14 protein-coding genes and 1 pseudogene are annotated in these 17,746 nt (G+C 52.9%); 2 read left to right on the top strand and 13 right to left on the bottom strand.

The window, feature by feature from the left end; genetic code table 11:
• Nucleotides 1–17: 17 nt before the first annotated feature.
• Nucleotides 18–2,357 carry a hypothetical protein gene (locus tag HN413_01010; GenBank protein ID MBT3388968.1) on the bottom strand — a complete coding sequence of 780 codons (2,340 nt, stop codon included), beginning with the start codon at nt 2,355–2,357 and terminating at the stop codon, nt 18–20.
• 221 nt (nt 2,358–2,578) lie between these two features.
• Here HN413_01010 and HN413_01005 point away from each other — a divergent pair, with 221 nt between their 5' ends.
• A complete protein-coding gene (locus tag HN413_01005) occupies nt 2,579–3,820 on the top strand; it encodes an FAD-dependent oxidoreductase (GenBank protein MBT3388967.1) in 1,242 nt (413 codons plus the stop codon).
• A 75-nt stretch (nt 3,821–3,895) separates the two neighbouring features.
• Here HN413_01005 and HN413_01000 read toward each other — a convergent pair whose 3' ends face one another.
• The 10 genes and pseudogenes from HN413_01000 to HN413_00955 form a co-directional block, all read right to left on the bottom strand.
• A complete protein-coding gene (locus tag HN413_01000) occupies nt 3,896–5,008 on the bottom strand; it encodes an alanine--glyoxylate aminotransferase family protein (GenBank protein ID MBT3388966.1) in 1,113 nt (370 codons plus the stop codon).
• Nucleotides 5,009–5,158: 150 nt separating this feature from the next.
• Nucleotides 5,159–5,773 carry a PRC-barrel domain containing protein gene (locus HN413_00995; protein ID MBT3388965.1) on the bottom strand — a complete coding sequence of 205 codons (615 nt, stop codon included), beginning with the start codon at nt 5,771–5,773 and terminating at the stop codon, nt 5,159–5,161.
• 11 nt (nt 5,774–5,784) lie between these two features.
• Nucleotides 5,785–6,813 carry an ATP-binding cassette domain-containing protein gene (locus HN413_00990; GenBank protein ID MBT3388964.1) on the bottom strand — a complete coding sequence of 343 codons (1,029 nt, stop codon included), beginning with the start codon at nt 6,811–6,813 and terminating at the stop codon, nt 5,785–5,787.
• Nucleotides 6,806–7,810 (bottom strand): ABC transporter ATP-binding protein, encoded by a 1,005-nt coding sequence (locus tag HN413_00985; GenBank protein MBT3388963.1) that lies wholly within the window; start codon nt 7,808–7,810, stop codon nt 6,806–6,808. Before HN413_00985 ends, HN413_00990 begins: the two co-directional genes overlap by 8 nt.
• A gap of 11 nt (nt 7,811–7,821) precedes the next feature.
• Entirely contained in the window at nt 7,822–8,751 is a 930-nt protein-coding gene (locus HN413_00980) for an ABC transporter permease (protein MBT3388962.1), read from the bottom strand.
• On the bottom strand, nt 8,741–9,661 hold the full coding sequence (locus HN413_00975; GenBank protein MBT3388961.1) for an ABC transporter permease: 921 nt from the start codon (nt 9,659–9,661) through the stop codon (nt 8,741–8,743). The genes HN413_00980 and HN413_00975 overlap by 11 nt, the downstream gene beginning before the upstream one ends.
• Nucleotides 9,662–9,726: 65 nt before the next feature.
• Nucleotides 9,727–11,082: an FAD-dependent oxidoreductase gene (locus HN413_00970; protein MBT3388960.1), complete on the bottom strand. Its 1,356-nt coding sequence runs from the start codon at nt 11,080–11,082 to the stop codon at nt 9,727–9,729.
• Nucleotides 11,069–12,645, bottom strand: a pseudogene (betC, locus tag HN413_00965) (choline-sulfatase). Before betC ends, HN413_00970 begins: the two are co-directional and overlap by 14 nt.
• Before the next feature lie 23 nt (nt 12,646–12,668).
• A complete protein-coding gene (locus HN413_00960; protein ID MBT3388959.1) occupies nt 12,669–13,946 on the bottom strand; it encodes an FAD-dependent oxidoreductase in 1,278 nt (425 codons plus the stop codon).
• A gap of 183 nt (nt 13,947–14,129) precedes the next feature.
• Entirely contained in the window at nt 14,130–15,677 is a 1,548-nt protein-coding gene (locus HN413_00955; GenBank protein ID MBT3388958.1) for an ABC transporter substrate-binding protein, read from the bottom strand.
• 252 nt (nt 15,678–15,929) lie between these two features.
• Here HN413_00955 and HN413_00950 point away from each other — a divergent pair, with 252 nt between their 5' ends.
• Nucleotides 15,930–16,688 carry an HAD family hydrolase gene (locus HN413_00950; protein ID MBT3388957.1) on the top strand — a complete coding sequence of 253 codons (759 nt, stop codon included), beginning with the start codon at nt 15,930–15,932 and terminating at the stop codon, nt 16,686–16,688.
• 3 nt (nt 16,689–16,691) lie between these two features.
• Here the strand turns inward: HN413_00950 and HN413_00945 are convergent, their stop codons facing one another.
• Entirely contained in the window at nt 16,692–17,174 is a 483-nt protein-coding gene (locus HN413_00945) for a hypothetical protein (protein ID MBT3388956.1), read from the bottom strand.
• Nucleotides 17,175–17,221: 47 nt separating this feature from the next.
• On the bottom strand, nt 17,222–17,746 hold a 525-nt coding region (locus HN413_00940), incomplete at its 5' end, for a 4Fe-4S ferredoxin (protein MBT3388955.1).

The following is a 17,746-nucleotide window of genomic DNA, read 5'->3' as shown; positions in this document are numbered from 1 at the left end:
TTGTTTGAAGCCGTGTGTTATTCAACTTGAAAGCTCCCAATTGGATAAAGTCCAGTGAAGGCATCCGCGAAATAGAGCAGCCCCGCCGAAAGAATCGTGATGGGCAACGTGTATCCCCTACTCGCCACGCCTGCCGCGGTAATGACAGCCGCAAAGCTTAAAAGGATGCCAACCAAGCGCCAGGGATGCCTATGCGCAGAATTCAAGCAAGACAAACGCTGCCCCAGAAAAATCATTCCCCAGGCCAACGCCGCTAAAGCCAGCGCCAGGCTGAAATCTGCCGGACGGCGATTGGTGAAAAGAATCCACACCCAGAAGGGCAAGGGCAAGGCCGCAAACCAGTGAAACAGTGCCTTAAACTTGCTAAATCCGGGCTGCTGGCGCGCTGTCAGCACCGCGCCCCAGGCCGATAATCCCAGCCAATTGCCCAGGGAATAGGCCATTTGCCCGCCATCGTAAGGAAAAAGCGGCGGCAGCAAGGCCAGCGCGGCAATTCCACAACCGCTGTATATCAAAGGCGGAGCAAATTTCTTGCCCGCGGCACCAGAGCGATTACCCAATATGACCGCCGCAATAACTAATGCCAGGGCCAGCGAAATCCAGCCGATGCTAGCCTGACTGAGGGTGAAATCAAAAACTGAAAGCACAAACGTGACCGATGAAAAACCGAGCCAGGCCACGCCATACAGATGCCAGGGTTGTCGCCAGAATAACGTCGCCAGTATCAACGCCGCAGCCAGCACAGCATGGCTGGCTGCGGCAGCCGCACCACCGCTGAGATCCACCAGCGGCCAGAAAATCGAGAGAATTAAAAACGCCCAGCCCCAACGCGCCGCGCTGCGGCTGTGGTCGCGCAATACGGCATCCGCGCCGTGCTGTGAGAGCATTTTAGCAGCGACAAAATAGAGCAACACCAGACAGGCCCAGCCAAAAGCGTGCCAGGCTGGGTGAATTCCGGCGCGGTCAAATATCGCAGCCTGCGTCAGGTAGATGGTGATGGGCAATGCGCCAGTTGCTAAAAAGCCCAGACTGCGGCTGCGGTATTGCAGCGCGCCCCAGGCAAAGATCAGGCTCCCCAGCCACCAGGTAACTGTCAGGGCCGCGTGCAAAGTATCATAGGTGGAGCGGTCAATGAAACGCCAGCCGAAGGTCAGCGGCATCAGCGCGCCGACGATGAGCAAGGCCAGCGCCCGGAAGGGCGCGGCGAAGATGCGCCAGCGGCTCTCCACCGGGCGTTGAGACAACCACCAAGCCAACAGAATCAGCCCTAGAGCGAGTCCGCTCAGCCCCGCCGAGTACCAATCTCGCGCGAGGCCAATCCGCTGATGGGCCACTTCGATCCCACCTAGCACCAGACTCCCCGCGGCAGTTCCCACCAGATAAACAAAGAAGCGACTCTGAATCTGCAACGTCACAAGGATATAAGCGATCAGACAAACCAGCGAAGCGAATAGCCAGAACTCGGCCCAGTAATGCGGCGGTGTGCCGAAATTGACGTAAACGGTGTACAAATCGATGGGGATGAGCAACGCCGCAATGGCGCTCAACGCAATGCCAGAGCGAGAAAGCGAAGTTTGGGTGCGCACGTACCAGCCCAGGGTGAAGAAAAGCAACGTGAAACCTGTCGGGGTGCTGACGCGCATCAGGGCGGAAAAATCTTTCCAGCCCCAAACGACGAAGGAAACTGCCGCAGCAAAAAGCAGGAAAATACCCAGGAACAAAATGCCATACAGCGTGCGCTCCGAGAGCAGGGCGCGGCGCAGGCGCTCGCGCAATGGAGCTTGCGGCGGTCGCGGGGGCGTGGGTGGCGCAGCGCGCGTTTCTTCGACGGGGGCAGCAACCGATCGCGGTTCCGGTGGATACATTGGCCGCAGGCCAAGCTTGATTTCCCAGGCTTCTTTTTCAATTTCCAGATCAGCCAGGAGCTTGAGACCAATTTCGGGGGTCGAAAAGGCGTTTTCTTCTACCAGCCACTCGGCCGCATTGCAAATGAAATTGACAACCTTGAGGTGCTCTTCACCACTGGGGAAATCGGGACGCGTGCGTCCTTCCAGACGTTCCAAATATTCATCGACCCTGTCACGCAGCCGGATTTGCAGTGCCGCGGCAGATTGTGCGCTGAGCGTACCGGAAGCGATCCATTGCTCCAGACGCTGCAAGAGGCTTTCATGCTGATATAATTCCGCCCAGGCCAGAGCAGCTTCTTTGTCGCTAAAGGGTGGTTGGCGTAATTCCAGAGCGATTTGCAATTTTCGTTGACGGGGCGTGTAGATTTTGCGGATCGCGTCTTGAGCCGCACGAAGCATTGGCTCAGAATTCCAGGTTTCGATTTCCCCCAGGAGCCAATTGACATGCATTAGTTCTTCAACCCTGGCTGCATCTCCGGAAAACTGGCAATGCACACAAGGCGTTGCAGGCTGAAATTCTGTATGCTGACATTTTGGACAATTCATCTTTCCATTCTAAACCATCTTTGGGGCGCGTGTCTACCACATAAGGGGCAAGTTTTAAGCACATGAGTGCGTAAGAAATTCGGCGCCTATCCCCTCCATAGGGATGAAGTAAAAGGAGAATACATATGCCAACACCCAACATCACCGTTTATGGCGCCTACTGGTGCCCCGACTGTCGCCGCAGCAAGCAATTTCTCGGCGAACATCAGATACCTTATAACTGGGTTGATATTGAACAGGACAAGGCTGGGGAAGCCTATGTGTTGCAAAAAAACGACGGGAAACGCATCATCCCGACCATTGAATTCGAAGATAACTCGATTCTAGTAGAACCATCCAATGCTGCATTGGCGCAAAAACTGGGACTTAAAACTACAGCGAATCGCAGTCACTATGACTTAATTGTGATCGGCGGCGGTCCTGCCGGATTGACGACGGCGCTTTATACGGCCCGCGAAGGTATTGAAACGCTGGTGATTGAACGCGCTGCGCTGGGCGGTCAGGCAGCTACAACCCAATGGCTCGATAATGTGCCAGGGTTCTCCGAGGGCATCTCTGGAGCCGATTTTTCCAAACAACTGCGTCTTCAGGCCGAGCGTTTTGGGGTCGAACTACTCCAGGCGCAAGATGTCACTCGCATCCATAGCCATGATAATTATCACTGCGTATTCACCGATGACGGCAGCGAATATAGTGCCAAGGCTTTGGTCGTTGCCACTGGCAGCCGTTACAAACATCTCAATGTACCGGGGGAGGATGAGTATATTGGTGCAGGAATCCATTTTTGTGCTACTTGTGACGGGCCATTTTACAAGGGGCTACCCGTGGCAGTGATCGGCGGCGGGAACAGCGCCACCGAAGAAAGTCTCTTTCTGACGAAATTTGTGGAACGCGTCACACTGCTGGTGCGTGGCGGCGAACTGAATGCCAGCCAGGTGCTGCAAGAAAAGGTGCTATCACACCCTCAGATTGACATCCGGTTTCACACTGATGTGGTGGAGTTTCGTGGAGCAGAGAGCAAACTGAACACGGTGATTATCCAGGATAGGCAGACTCAGAAAAATGATGAAATCCATCCCGCGGGGGTGTTCACGTTCATCGGGCAGAATCCCAACACCGGGTTCCTGGCTGGTTCCGGTGTGGATACTAATCCCTGGGGCTTCATCACCACCGGGCATACGCTGATCCACGATGGCACGCGTCCAGCCGGATTCGAAGCGCGTGATCCCGCGCTGCTTGAAACCAGCACCCCCGGCATTTTCGCCGCCGGAGATGTACGCGCCGACAGCACGAAGCAAGTCGCATCGGCAGCCGGTGAGGGCGCAACCGCGGCGCTGCTAGTGCGCGAGTATTTGAAGACAGTTTAACAACAATCGCAGATAGCCACAGATAAAACCTGTGGCTATCTGCGATTGTTTTGCAAACCTGAAAATTATCAGTACCTACAATAATTCTTTCAGCGCTGCCAACAACAGCGTGACATTCTCGCGGCGGCTGCTATACCCCATCAGGCCGATGCGCCAAATTTTACCAGCCAGAGGGCCAAAGCCACCCGCGATCTCGATATTATATTCACTTAGCAATTGTTTGCGCACAGCCGCATCTTCAACACCCTCGGGTAATTGCGGGGTGGTCAGCGTAGGCAGACGATATTCAATCGGAACGCGTGGGGGCAATCCCAAGTCTTCTAAACCTTGCCAGAGCAATTCGGCAAAGGCACGGTGACGCACGAAGCGAGCTTCCAGCCCTTCTTCATCCACAATGCGCAAGGCTTCGCGCAAAGCATAATTCATATTGATCGGCGCGGTGTGATGATAGGTGCGCTCGCTGCCCCAATACTTGGTCAGCAAGCTCATATCCAGGTACCAATTGGCAACTTTTGTTTTGCGATTGACAAGCACCTCGCGAGCGCGGGAGCCAACCGTCAGCGGCGATAAACCAGGGGGACAGGAGAGCGCCTTCTGTGTGCCACTGTAGGCCACATCCACATCCCAGGCATCGATCTCTACGGGAACGCCGCCCAATGAAGTGACTGTATCCAGCACCAGCAAAGCGCCGTGACGATGCGCTGCGGCGGCAATCTCGGCAACCTGCGGCTGCAACGCGCCGGTGGAGGTCTCCGCGTGGACAATCGCCATGAGTTTATAGCGCTTTTGCTTGAGGGTGGCTTCCACTTCTTCGGGAGTAAAAACCTCGCCCCAGGGGCGGTCAATGCGATCCACTTGCGCGCCATAGCGGCCAGCCATATCCACGAGACGTTCACCAAAATAGCCATTTACGGCGATAAGAACATCGTCGCCGGGCTCAATGAAGTTACACAAAGCAGCTTCCATCGCCGCGCTGCCCGTCCCCGAAACGGGGATGGTGAGCTGGTTTTCGGTTTGGAAAACATAGCGCAGTAAGGCCTGCACATCGCCCATTACTTCCAGAAACTGCGGGTCCAGATGCCCCACAGGGGGCTGAGCCATGGCGCGCAGCACGCGCGGCGAAACCATGCTGGGGCCTGGCCCTAATAGAATGCGTGCAGAGGTGTTGAGGTCGCGATAATTACTCATTTATTATCTTTCCTTTTTGGGGTTGCTTAGTTAACATCCAGAAATAAATTCTTGGAGAAAATGGGTTCAATCTAAATATGATTTGGGGAATTGAGCAGCAATTTGCACAGATTGAACCCATTTTTCGGGAAGTTATTTTTAGACAATCATTTACTTCCAGCGCCGCTTGACAGGCACGCTGGGCATAGCGGCAATGGTTTCTTTATTTACCGTCAGGTAAACAACTTTCTCTTCAATATGATCGATTTGCGCAACAGGTATAGTGACATCCTTTTCTTTCCACAGATGTCCCTCACGCAATACCAAATGGGTGATGTTGCCACTCACCGGGCCAACCAGAAACTCATCTACCGTGCCAACCCAGCCGTCGGTGGCACGCACCCGCGCACCCCGACGAACAGCCAACTCGCCCGGGGGGATGCGCCGGATTTTTTCGTCAATGATGCGTTTCACCGGCAGTACGTAAGGCCAGAGCATTGTCAGGTTCGGCGAGGTGGTATGCTGAGGTACATCAGCGTAGATAAAGTCTGGTTCGTTGAAAGCTTCTAATTTCGCAAATTCTTCTTTTGAGCAACGCAGCAAGATGACTTCAGCCGCTGTGGTAGCAATCAGCATGATTGAAACCAGCCTCTCGATGCCCGGCGATTGACGTTCCTGGACAACAAAGTGGCTGACTTGCTCAGTGACGGGATTCAGAATGATATGCGTGGAGCGGCCACAATACCCATCGGCGCAATGCACATCCACATTCAGGGGAAATTCCATGACATGCCTCCTCAGCTCAGGTCTGCTTGTTCCGGTATCTTGCTGCTGCCCTTTTCATCAGCTAGATGGCAGGTTGCAAAATGCCCGGGGGTGATTTCCCGAAACTCGGGTTCGATCCTGATGCATTTCTCAACCGTCAACGGGCAGCGCGTGTGAAAAACACAGCCCGAAGGCGGATTCGCCGGACTGGGCGGATCACCTTTGAGGATGAACCGCTGCCGCGCGCGCTCTGTTTTGGGATCGGGAACTGGCACCGCAGAGTTGAGCGATTGGGTATACGGATGCAAGGGGTCATCAAATAGAGTATTACGTTCAGTTAACTCCATTACCTTGCCCAGATACATCACCACAATCCGATGCGAGATATGCTTCACCATGCTCAAGTCGTGCGCAATAAATAAGTAGGCGACGCCCAATCGCTCTTGCAAATCCTGCATCAGATTCACCACCTGAGCCTGGATCGACACATCCAACGCCGAGATCGGTTCGTCACAGACAATGAAGTCTGGATTTAGCGAAAGGGCGCGGGCAATGCCTATGCGTTGTCGCTGACCGCCAGAAAACTCGTGCGGAAATCTACGCATATAGGCGGGATCCATACCAACCAATTCCAGCAATTCAGCTACCCGATCACTCAATTCGGCGCTGCCTTTTTTCATTCTGCCGTGGATCACCAATGGTTCACCCACGATTTTCTTCACCGGATGGCGCGGGTTGAGAGTGGCGTAGGGGTCCTGAAAGATCATTTGCATCTTGGGCCGCAGAACACGTAACGTTTCGGCATTCATTGTTGTAAGGTCTGCGCCATCATAAATAACCTGGCCCGCAGTGGGCTTGTGCAATTGCAGGATAGCACGCCCAGCGGTGGATTTGCCACAGCCACTCTCGCCAACCATCCCCAGCGTTTCACCGCGCATAATATCAAATGATATGCCATCCACGGCTTTGACAGCGCCAACCTGACGACCGAGGATTCCTCCATTAATCGGGAAATGTTTTTTGAGATTCGCTACTTGCACTAAGGTTCCATTATCAGACATCACGCGGCGCTCCTTTCTCCAGATCGTAGAAACATGACGTTTCGTGGCGTTCGCCCACCGTGATCAGGGAAGGTATCTCTTGCCAGCAACGCTCAAAGGCAAAATCACAACGCCACGCAAAGGGGCAGTGTTGCAACGGCAGCAGCAAATCAGGGGGCGCACCCTGTATGCTCACCAGTCGCTTTGATTCGCGCGCGTCCAGACGGGGCAACGCACCGAGCAGACCCAAAGTATAGGGATGTTGAGGGCGCTCGTATAGATCATCTACCGAAGCAATTTCCGCTGGCCTGCCGCCATACATCACCAAAACCCGTTCAGCGATCCCGGCCACAACGCCCAAATCGTGCGTAATCCAAATCACAGCTACATCCAAAGCTTCGCGCAACTGTTTAAACAATTCTACAATTTGAGCCTGAACGGTTACATCCAACGCAGTCGTTGGCTCATCAGCGATAATGATCTGGGGAGTACAGGCGATGGCGATGGCGATAACCACTCGCTGGCGCATACCCCCAGAAAATTGGAACGGATAGGCTTTGTAGCGCAACTCAGGGTCGGGGATGCCCACCTGGCCCAGAAGTTTGATCGTGTGTTTCCGGGCTTCATCTTTGGTCATGCCTTTGTGGCGCGTAAGCGTCTCTGCGATTTGCTCGCCAATCGTCAGAATCGGGTTCAGTGTAGAAATGGGGTCCTGAAACACAAACCCAATCTGCCCCCCGCGCACTTCGCGCAGTTCTTCGGGCGTCATCTGTAACAAATCGTGACGTCCCCCAACACCGGTGAAGTGTGCCGTGCCACCTTCAATCTTGCCCGGGGGCATCGGGATCAGGCCCAGCAACGACATCATGGTAACGCTCTTGCCACTGCCGCTTTCGCCCACAATTGCCAGGGTTTCGCCTTCTTCCAGATCAAAGCTGACACCATTGACGGCGTTAACGACACCATCCAGGGTGTAGAATTTGGTGACGAGGTCTTTTACTTCCAAGATTTTTGCCATGATTTACCGCCTCATTTCCTCGAACGCCTCATGCGCGGATCAAGCACATCGCGCAGCCAATCGCCCAGCAGATTCATTCCCAGGGATGTGAACATGATCGCCAACCCCGGGAAGGATGCCATCCAGGGGTAGCTGGTCATATATTTGCGGCCAGCGGCGAGCATATTGCCCCAGGTGGGATATTCATTGGGCGGCACGCTCAAGCCCAAAAAGCCCAAACCGGCCTCATAGAAGATCATACGAGACATTTCAAACGTCGCCAGGGTAATCAACGGTCCAAGCAGGTTGGGCAGGATATGGTCAAAGAGAATGCGCGGCCAACGCGCCCCGGCGCTGACCGCCGATTCGACATAGCCCGACTCACGGATGCGCAGGACTTCCCCGCGGGTGACGCGTGCAAAAATGGGAGCATCTGTAATCCCAAAGATGAGAATCACGTTCAGGAGACTACGCCCCAACACTGCGGCAATGAAAACCACAAACAGCAGATACGGCAATGACAAAATCAAATTGACGCCGCTCATAATGGCCGCATCCAGGCGCCCGCCGGCATACCCGGCGATAGCACCAACAATCATACCCAGCGTCCCGGCGATCAACACCCCAAAGAGGCCGACCATCAACGAGACACGCGCTCCATAAAGCACACGGCTGAAGATGTCTTTCCCCAGGCTGTCGGTGCCAAAGGGATGCGCCCAATCGCCTTCTTCTTGCCAGGCGGGCGGCATCTTACTGGAGCGTAAATCTTGATCGAGCGGGCTTTGATCGGTAATCATCGGCGCAAATACCGCCGCAAACACAACGATCAGGAATACGATCAAACCGATAACACCGCTGCGATCACGCCATAAGAAGCGGCCAAAATACGTCACACGATCCTTGAAGGTTTTCTCGGTATCGAGCAGGCTGTCAACCGTTTTCGGAGTAGTATTATCGGCCATAGCGAATCCTCGGGTCAATGATAGAGTAAGCCATGTCGGTGACGATATTCAGCGCCAGAACGATCACGCTGGTAAACACAGCAATCGCCTGCACCAACGGAAAATCGCGCCAGCCGATCGATTGTTCCAGCAGTCCGCCCATGCCCGGCCAGGAAAAAATGGCTTCAATATAGATAGAACCACCCAGCATATAGCCGAATTGCACACCGATCACACTCACCAATGGGATCGCCACGTTGCGCAGCACGTGCTTGGTATAGATGGTCTTCGGCTCCAGCCCCTTACTGTGGGCGGTGCGGATAAAATCTTCGCCGCGGATTTCGAGTACGGCAGAACGTGTTAGGCGCACAATTTGGCCCAGAACTGGCAAGCCCAGTACAAAGGCGGGCATCACCACCGAGTGCCAGGTATCACGCCCAAAGGTGGGGAACCAACCTAACTCCACCCCAAAGTACAAGATCATCATCAAACCAAGCCAAAAGTTGGGGATACTTTGTCCCATCAAAGCAATGAAGCGGCCAATATTATCGGTTAAGCCGCCGGGAGTAAATCCACCAATCAAACCAATGGGTATCCCAAAAATCATCGCCATCAGCAGGCCAGCTACGGCAAGCTCAACTGTGGCGCCCAATCGCTCTACCACCAGCGGCAAAGCCGGAGTTTTGAAATGCAGCGAATTGCCAAAATCGCCCTGGATGGCCTCGACAATAAAACGTCCAAATTGAGTCATTAGCGGATCGTTGAAGCCCAGCTCTTCACGAAATGCTTCAATTTGTTCGGGCGATGATTCGCGCGGCATCATTAAAGCGGCAGGATCGCCGGTGACGCGCACCATCATAAAAACAAGAAACAAGACCCCAAACAAAAGTAGCAGCGATTGGGCTAACTTCGAAAACAAATAACGGTGCATAGCCTCCTCCAATTTACAATTTTATATTTTACGTTTCATGCAAATTTATCGCGCGAAACGTAATCCTATCGTAACCGCACCTGTTGACGGATAAGCGCATCTTGAACACGCTTAATATCGGTCGTTCGAGGGGTGCAAGCCGTTTTTACGGCAATTGAGGCGGCTACGCCCGCACCCTGCCCGGTCACTGTGCAACACATCATGCTGCGAGTAGCGCTATGGGCAATTTTATCACCTCCTACGCTCCGACCAGCGACCAGTAGATTATCGATGTTTTTCGGCACAAGAATGCCATACGGAACCTGAAAATAACGCCCGGTCGTCGGTAGTACCAACAGACCGTAGCCGTCCAAGAATTCGGGGAAAATGCCAATCGAATCTTCAAATTGCGCCTGATTGCGGACGTCGTGGCCGCTCAGGGAGTAGTCGCTGCTAATTTTGCGAGAATCACGCGTCCCCAAAGTCATACCAAAATTGCGCAATTTGGCATTCTCAAAGCCGGGCACAAAAGAGCGCATGGCTTCAATCGCCAGCATGGCCTGTTTGCGGCCTTCGATCTCGGCGGCGGTTAAATCCCAAACATTGGTGCAATCGTAGCCGGTCATATAGACCATGTTCAGGTTCGTGGCTTCGCCCGCGTCGGTGATCGTACTCCAGGTGCCGCCGATGCTTTTGATATTTTCGGGGATAATGCCCGCCTGACGAGCAAGATTAAATGGTTTTTCGAGGTAGGTGCTGAACAGATCATCTTCTTTGCCCGTGGTTTTCATATTCCAGAGCTTGCCCCAATCTCTGTATGTAGATGGGTTGGCGCGAATATATTCCTGAAAACGCGCCTTTTTGATTCCAGCGCAGGAGAACATCACGGTCACGCCCATCATCTCGTCTTTGGGCATCTTCCAGCAGGGTACGCCCGCGCGATGAGCAATATCGGCATCGCCGGAGGCATCGATCACAACTTTGGCAAGGATGGCCTTGCGTCCCATCTTGCTCTCGGTGATGACACCTTTGATGGTGTTGCCCTCTAAGATCGGAGCGACGACCGAACAATGCAGCAATGGACGGATACCGGACTCGCTCACGAGTTGGTCGGCGACAAATTTGAACATCTCGGCGTCGAGCGCTTCACTCTGCGATTGGGGTTCTTTTGACGTGCCGCCCAATTCTTTGGCGCGCTGCTCAAATTCGAGGCCGATGCCTTCGACATCGGTGGTGCCTTCGTGGCGATACCAGGCAATCGTTTCCACGCCAACCTGCGAGATCACGCCCCCAAAGCAACCGTAGCGCTCTACGAGCATGACCGAAACACCTTCACGCGCCGCGGCTATCGCCGCCGCCAGCCCGCCCGGCCCGCTGCCGACAACTAAAACGTCGGTTTCAGCAATAACTTCAATTGTTTTTGATGGTTCAAGAATTTGCATTACTTTTTTTTAAAACATCAGGCGGCGGTATTTCCGGGGAGGAATAGCGGGCACGGCGCTCTACATCATTCAAATCCAGATGATTGCGCATATATTGTTTTGACGCATCATTATACGGCTGAAAGTCCCAGGCCGTGTGCAGCCCCTGTGCCAAGGCCGGAGCTACCAGTTGCCGCCGTCGCTGGCTTTGCAAAATATTTTCTTTTAACTCAGGGGGATCCCAGCGGGCTAACATCGCGATATGCAATGACTGCTCAATCGCAGCAAAATCCGGCTGCCCGGCCAGATTGGTTAATTCATAGGGGTCGGTTTCCAGATTATAGAATTGGGGCGGGTCTGATTCGCTGTACATGTATTTGAATCGACCGCGCAAAACCATCAGACAAGGCGCTACAGCTCCCTCCGCCAAATATTCACTGTAAACTGTATCATCCCAGGCCGAATCGTCATCTCCTTGCATCAAGGGCACCAAACTGGCCCCATCAACCGGAGCTGCCAATTCGGGCGTTCCGCCGTTGGCCGCCAGATCAACCAGTGTGGGCAGCAAATCTACCAGCGACACATTCTGGTGTACCCGCCGAGCCGGAAACCGCCCCGGGGCATGCACAATCAGCGGCACCCGAGCCGACCATTCAAAGAAGTTCATTTTGTACCACAGGCCCCGCTCGCCCAGCATTTCGCCGTGGTCAGAGGTAAAGACAATCACGGTATTTTCATCCAGGCCAGCCGATTTCAGAGCTTCCAAAATTTGGCCGACTTTCTCATCAATATAACTAATGGCGCTGTAATAGGCGTGCCGGGCATTGCGAACCCTGGCTTCAGTCAGATCAAATTCGTCCATAGCGCACATGGTGTACAAACGTTGGCTGTGGGGATCAAGCTGGTCATAACGCAGAGGGGCACAGCAGGCATGTCTATATTGTCATGCTCGTACAAATCCCAATAACGCCGGGGAATAGCAAAGGGGTCGTGCGGGTGCGTAAAAGAGACGGTCATGAAAAAGGGGCGCTCATCCGGGCTGCGGGCCAGGTTAAAAATTTTACAGACAGATCGAAAGGCTACTTCTTCATCAAAATCAAGCTGATTGCTGGTAACACACTGCCCAGCCTGCACAACGCTGAGCATATTGTGATACCACGAAAAACGATCTTCCGACGGCTGGTTCCAGTCTGGCGTCCAGCCAAAATCAGCCGGATAAATATCTGTGGTGAGGCGCTCTTCAAAGCCGTGGAGTTGGTCTGGCCCAATGAGATGCATTTTGCCAATCAGGCTGGTTTGATAGCCCATAGCCCGCAAATAATGCGCCATTGTGGGGATTTCTGATGAGAACTCGGCCGCATTGTCAAATGTACCAATGCGAGATGGCAACTGTCCGCTCAGCATCGAGGCCCGCGAGGGAGCGCACAACGGGCTATTGCAATAACTCTGTTCAAAAACGACGCCATCTTCAGCTAAAGCAGACAGATGCGGCGTTTTTACAACCGGATGACCATAAACCGGCAAAGCCGAAGCGGCCAACTGGTCAACCATAATCAGCAAAATGCTGGGATTGGACGTTTGCATTTTCATTTCCATTGCGTGTTTTTTTATACGGGTACTGCCCCGTGCTCAACGGTTAGGGCGACAATATCTTTCGCGCTAATCTCTCGTGAGGGAATTTTGCGCTGTACAGCCAAAGCCGCGGCTGCGCCCATGGCCTGCCCCATCGCCATGCAAATACATTGGGCGCGGATTCCGCCTAAGGCCACACGGTGTGCCGAAACGATGCGTCCAGCAACGGTGATGCGCGTACTGCCCTTGGGAATCAACGCCCGGAAGGGCACTTTTGGCAACAGGGTTTGATCGTCATGAAAAGTGACGTCGCAGCCGCGCTCTTCGCTGTGCATATCTATATAATTGAAGGCGTTGCAAATTTTGTCTTCAAAGTCTGTGGCTTGCATAAAATCATCTTTAGTGATGATATATTCGCCCTCTGTGCGATAGGTTTCGCGCGCCACAGCGCGCGGATACATTGTTTTTAGCACCGCCCGCTCACAGCCGGGTATCGAAGACGTAACGAAATTAAACATGCGCAACATGCGGGCACGCCCTTCGAGATTGGCCGCGGTCTGACCGTCCACGTCGGAAGTATCCGAGTTGTAAATGTGTGTGCCGTTGTGTCCGCCGTGGTCGAGATAATATTTGAAGGGCAGCATATTTGGGTACGAAAAATCGCCTTGTTGCAGTTCCCCGCTCGCCATGGCTTCTTCGTAAATTTTTTGGACTTCGCCTTCCCAAATTTGCTCGTATTCAATCCCCTCAATCTTGTACTGGTAACTCCCCGGCTGGCGCACTTCGTCACGCATCACCGCCAGGCCCAAAATCCGCACCACGTCGGAATCGCCGGTAGCATCTATAATTTCACGCGCCCGCGTCACTCGTTGGATTCCACGCCCCAGCGAAGTCACCTCCCAAAAATCCCCCACGGCCCTCACGTCTGAAATAAATTCGTGATAATGGATAATCACGCCCGCCTTGACGGCTGCTTCCTCCACCACGGCCACATAAATGGGCACATTAATATAACTGTAATACCCCGGCGATTCAACCGGCCGCCGCTTCGTATAATCGGGGATCGGCAGACCTTCAATTTTTTTCGATTTTGTATAAAGCTCCCACGGAATACCCAACACAACCGGCCCCATGGTACTGTAAAAATGATTGGGCATATTCACCCCGCCAGCCGTCATCGTTCCGGCCAGCATCGATCCTGCTTCAATCACCGCCGTTTTCACGCCAGCTCTGGCAGCCTGCAAAGCGGCAATATGTCCGGCAGTGCCGCCACCAGCAACCAAAACATCAACCGTCTCTCTAACGGTTTTCATTTTGAATTTTTCTCCTGTGGAAAATGGGATGAAATTATCTAAAAATGGAAATTCGACGATAAGGTTGACACAATAAAATACCGGTATCAGACTCCGGGAGGAGTGAGTGCCCGCCCGGAGTTTTTTACACGCTCCGGGCAGGCACCTGTTTAACCTAGGGTCTGAAACCCAGGGTTGGTACGACTATTCAGCAGTAACCCAGGTTTCGAACAGCCAATAGCTTTCCTGTGAGTGAGGATAGTAGTCCATCACGCGATCCTGAACAGCTTCAAAGGCCACCGGCTCATACAGATAGATGAAGGGCGGATCTTCCTGCATGTAAACTTGTAGTTCTTCGTACAGCGCCTTGCGCTCGTCGCGGTCGACGGTGGTGGAGATCTTCGCCAACAGATCATCAATCATCGGGTCAGACCATGCAGAGTAAGCCGCATCCCAGCCACCCAAAGCACCCGTCAGGCGGCGCAGTGCTTCGCCAGAGCTTGCCGACCAGCTATCGCCGAACAGCGGGGGCAGTTCTTTGGCGGCTTCAAGCTCCCAGTATTGACCGGATTCCATGATCTCGAGGTTGACCGTAATGCCAATCTCGGCCAGGTAACCGGTCACGGCTTCGCAGACTTCTTCGAAGTTGGTATAAGCGCCAGCGGGGCAAGCCATATCCATTTCAAAACCATCTGCATAACCGGCATCAGCCATCAAGGTCATGGCTTTGTCAGAATCATAGCCGAAGGGGTCTACAATACCATAACCCAATTCGCTGGAGGCGACATAACCAGCCGCTGGAACGCCATGACCGTTAAACAGTGCATCAATGATGGTGTCTACGTCTACGGCGTAGTTCATCGCCTGACGTACTTTGGCATCCATGGTGGGTTGATCTACACCTGTAGTCAGGTTGTTGAAGGCAATATAGAAAATACGGGTAACCGGGTAGCTAACAACGGTAACGCCTTCAACGCCTTCCAGGCTGGCAGCTTCCTCGGACGAGAGACGACCAACAATATCCACTTCATCAGCCGAAACAGCAGCCACGCGGGTGGCTGATTCGGGGATCGGGCGGAAGATCAGGGTTTCAACCAGCGGGTAGCCTTCCATCCAGTAGTCGAGATTGGCGGTATAGGTAATATGATCGCCTTTTACCCATTCCACGAACATGAAGGGGCCGGTACCAATCGGGTGTTCCTGGAAACCATCCAGTCCAACTTCGGCGTAATATTCATTGGGGATAATGGCCCAGAAGTCAAAAATTGTATCGAACAATTCCGGATTCGGGGCTTCGGTGGTCAGCGTGACCGTATTGTCATCCACTTTTTCAACCGTCACGAGGGTGTATTTGTCGGTCCACTCGCCCACTTCTGAACCAGACTCCCAGGTGGCAATCACATCATCAGCGGTGAAGGCTTCGCCATTATGGAAGGTGACACCTTCGCGCAGATAGAATGTATAAACCGTGCCATCCTCGGAAATATCCCAGCTTTCTGCCAATGCGGGTTGAAGTTCGCCCTCTGGATTGAAATACACCAGGCTGTCAAAAAGTTGAGTGGCAGCATTGTCGGCATTACGTTCAGCTGTTAGGGGGATAAACAGAGAGTTGGGGAAAGTTGAAAGGGCAACCCGCAGCGTTCCTTCGGGAGCTTCGGGGGGTACGGGGTCTTGAGCAGGGCTTGCCGCAATGGTAAAGAGCGAGAAAGCGACTAGCAAGATCAAAATGCTCATTAATTTTTTACGTGACATTATTTTTACTCCTCTTATCAATCATTTATTTGAAACTAGGAATTTGGATAAATTTCTACTCTTCAGTTGATCGAGAGCAACCTCCTTTCCGCATGCATATTCATCTGATAAACACAGATACTCGTGAAATTTTTTACGATTCGCACATTGACACGACGCCGTAACTGCGTCTACAATAAATAACTATACCATCTGGACGGTTTAGTTGTCAAATAAAATTTTGTGATTACCAACACAGAAAGTTACTACACAATGAGCATTATCACCATTCACCAGCAACAATTTGATGTAGATTGCATTATCTTTGATAAAGATGACACTCTGGTAAAATTTGACGCCATTTGGTTGTCCCGTACACACAAATGGGTCGAAGCCATCGCGACCAACCTGTCACTGAATTCAACTTTTATGTACGAATTATTCGATCTGCTTGGCTATTCGCCGACTCCCCCTGGCCTGCGCGCCGAAAGCCCCTTGGCCATTGCCACAATGGATACACTCAATACGCTGGCAGCGGGTGTGATCTGCCGGTACGGTTTCCCCTGGCATGAAGCCCGTCTACAAGCCGAAATTTGCGCCCAAAATACGATGAATGCCAATTTTACGACAGAGGAAATTATCCCCATCGGCAATCCCAGAAGAGCAATGGAGCAACTTGCGCGCGCCAATATCCGCATAGGAATCGTTACCAGCGATAACCGCGCCATGACCGAAGCTACATTGGCATATCTTGGTATCGCCGATTTTATCAGTGCGATGGTGTGTGGTGACGATTCGCTGCCCAGCAAACCAGCTCCGGAAGCCTTCTGGGAAATCGCCAGGCAGCTAGAAATTGCCCCCCAGCGCATGATGATGGTTGGCGATACGATCAGCGATATGCAATTTGCTATCAACGCCGACGCTGCTTACCGCATCGGCGTGGCTTCTCATTCTAACAATATCCTCGCACTTTCAGCCCACGCCGATGCGATCATAACTTCAATTGACGAAATTATCGCTGAAGGTGGGTAAAACTTATTCCATCGGAGCGCGGCCGCGCGCCTGCTCGGGGTGGCGCATGGTCATCAAAGGGACGCCAATTCCGTAGGTGATGAATTCGCCCTTAGGCTGGACTTCGATCACGCACATCGTCGCCAGTAACTCTTCATCGTCGGCAAGTCCGCGCAACAGGGCCACCACGACGCTTTTCTCAACCTGATCGGCATCCTGAACCGTGGCCACGCCCGAAAAGGTGATCGTCGCCGCGGGAATTTTAATAAAGGGCATCAAAGGGATTCGCTTGGGGATCGTGACCGTCATAGAAACGTGAGGGTTGAGGCGAGTATGGCGCGCTTTCCAGGTGTCTTTACCTGTGGCAATATAAACTTTTCCACCAATAGCCGCGTAAACAATCCCGACCGTGCGGGCTTCACCATTTTCCGTCACCACGCCAAGAACACCGAAAAGTTCTTTCTCAATGGCCTGCCATACTTGATCGCTAGATAGTTGTAACGTCATTTGATATTCTCCAATTCTTCAAACTTAAATAATTTTTGGGAACGCGTTCATCTTTTTGCAAAATGCCCATCTGCGCTGAAAGCATAACGAATGGCGCTGCGCGAGCAATTATCTACACAAGTGCCGCAGAGAATACATTCCAGGTCTTCCATCTGCTCGAGCTGCACCATCGCATTCACATCCAGGCTCATGGGGCAATTTTTAGCACACAATTTGCAATCACTGCACACCGAGGCATCCGCTATCAGACGCAGCGAAGCCCAACCAAACTGATTGTGGAGCCAACGCCCGATCATCATGAAGGGTGCCATCCAGCATATCGTGTGGCAACCCGCTCGACGTCCCGCGAACGCCGCCAGCCCCACAAAGAGCAACACTACTATATAGTAAATCACATATTTAAAGGGTTCATCTACCGAGATGCCATTTTCCGTCAGATGTAGAAAATCTACGCGGGAATAGCCTCCGGCGCGAAAGGCCATCCAGGCGATCAGGCTGATCCACGGAATCCAGATGACCCATTTAATCCAGTCGATCTTGCGCCCGTTGACCGGTTGGCGATTGACCGGCTC

It is taken from the genome of Chloroflexota bacterium, from assembly GCA_018648225.1.
GTDB lineage: Bacteria > Chloroflexota > Anaerolineae > Anaerolineales > UBA11858 > NIOZ-UU35.
This window is presented reverse-complemented; position numbering and strand designations above follow the sequence as displayed.

Bases quoted from the DNA above. Each gene is read 5' to 3' on its own strand.
- HN413_00970 (MBT3388960.1), bottom strand. From the start codon at position 11,082: ATGCAAATTCTTGAACCATCAAAAACAATTGAAGTTATTGCTGAAACC.
- HN413_00980 (MBT3388962.1), bottom strand. From the start codon at position 8,751: ATGGCCGATAATACTACTCCGAAAACGGTTGACAGCCTGCTCGATACC.
- HN413_00955 (MBT3388958.1), bottom strand. From the start codon at position 15,677: ATGTCACGTAAAAAATTAATGAGCATTTTGATCTTGCTAGTCGCTTTC.
- HN413_00975 (MBT3388961.1), bottom strand. From the start codon at position 9,661: ATGCACCGTTATTTGTTTTCGAAGTTAGCCCAATCGCTGCTACTTTTG.
- HN413_00995 (MBT3388965.1), bottom strand. From the start codon at position 5,773: ATGGAATTTCCCCTGAATGTGGATGTGCATTGCGCCGATGGGTATTGT.
- HN413_00985 (MBT3388963.1), bottom strand. From the start codon at position 7,810: ATGGCAAAAATCTTGGAAGTAAAAGACCTCGTCACCAAATTCTACACC.
- HN413_01000 (MBT3388966.1), bottom strand. From the start codon at position 5,008: ATGAGTAATTATCGCGACCTCAACACCTCTGCACGCATTCTATTAGGG.
- HN413_01005 (MBT3388967.1), top strand. From the start codon at position 2,579: ATGCCAACACCCAACATCACCGTTTATGGCGCCTACTGGTGCCCCGAC.
- HN413_00945 (MBT3388956.1), bottom strand. From the start codon at position 17,174: ATGACGTTACAACTATCTAGCGATCAAGTATGGCAGGCCATTGAGAAA.
- HN413_00990 (MBT3388964.1), bottom strand. From the start codon at position 6,813: ATGTCTGATAATGGAACCTTAGTGCAAGTAGCGAATCTCAAAAAACAT.
- HN413_01010 (MBT3388968.1), bottom strand. From the start codon at position 2,357: ATGCATGTCAATTGGCTCCTGGGGGAAATCGAAACCTGGAATTCTGAG.
- HN413_00960 (MBT3388959.1), bottom strand. From the start codon at position 13,946: ATGAAAACCGTTAGAGAGACGGTTGATGTTTTGGTTGCTGGTGGCGGC.
- HN413_00950 (MBT3388957.1), top strand. From the start codon at position 15,930: ATGAGCATTATCACCATTCACCAGCAACAATTTGATGTAGATTGCATT.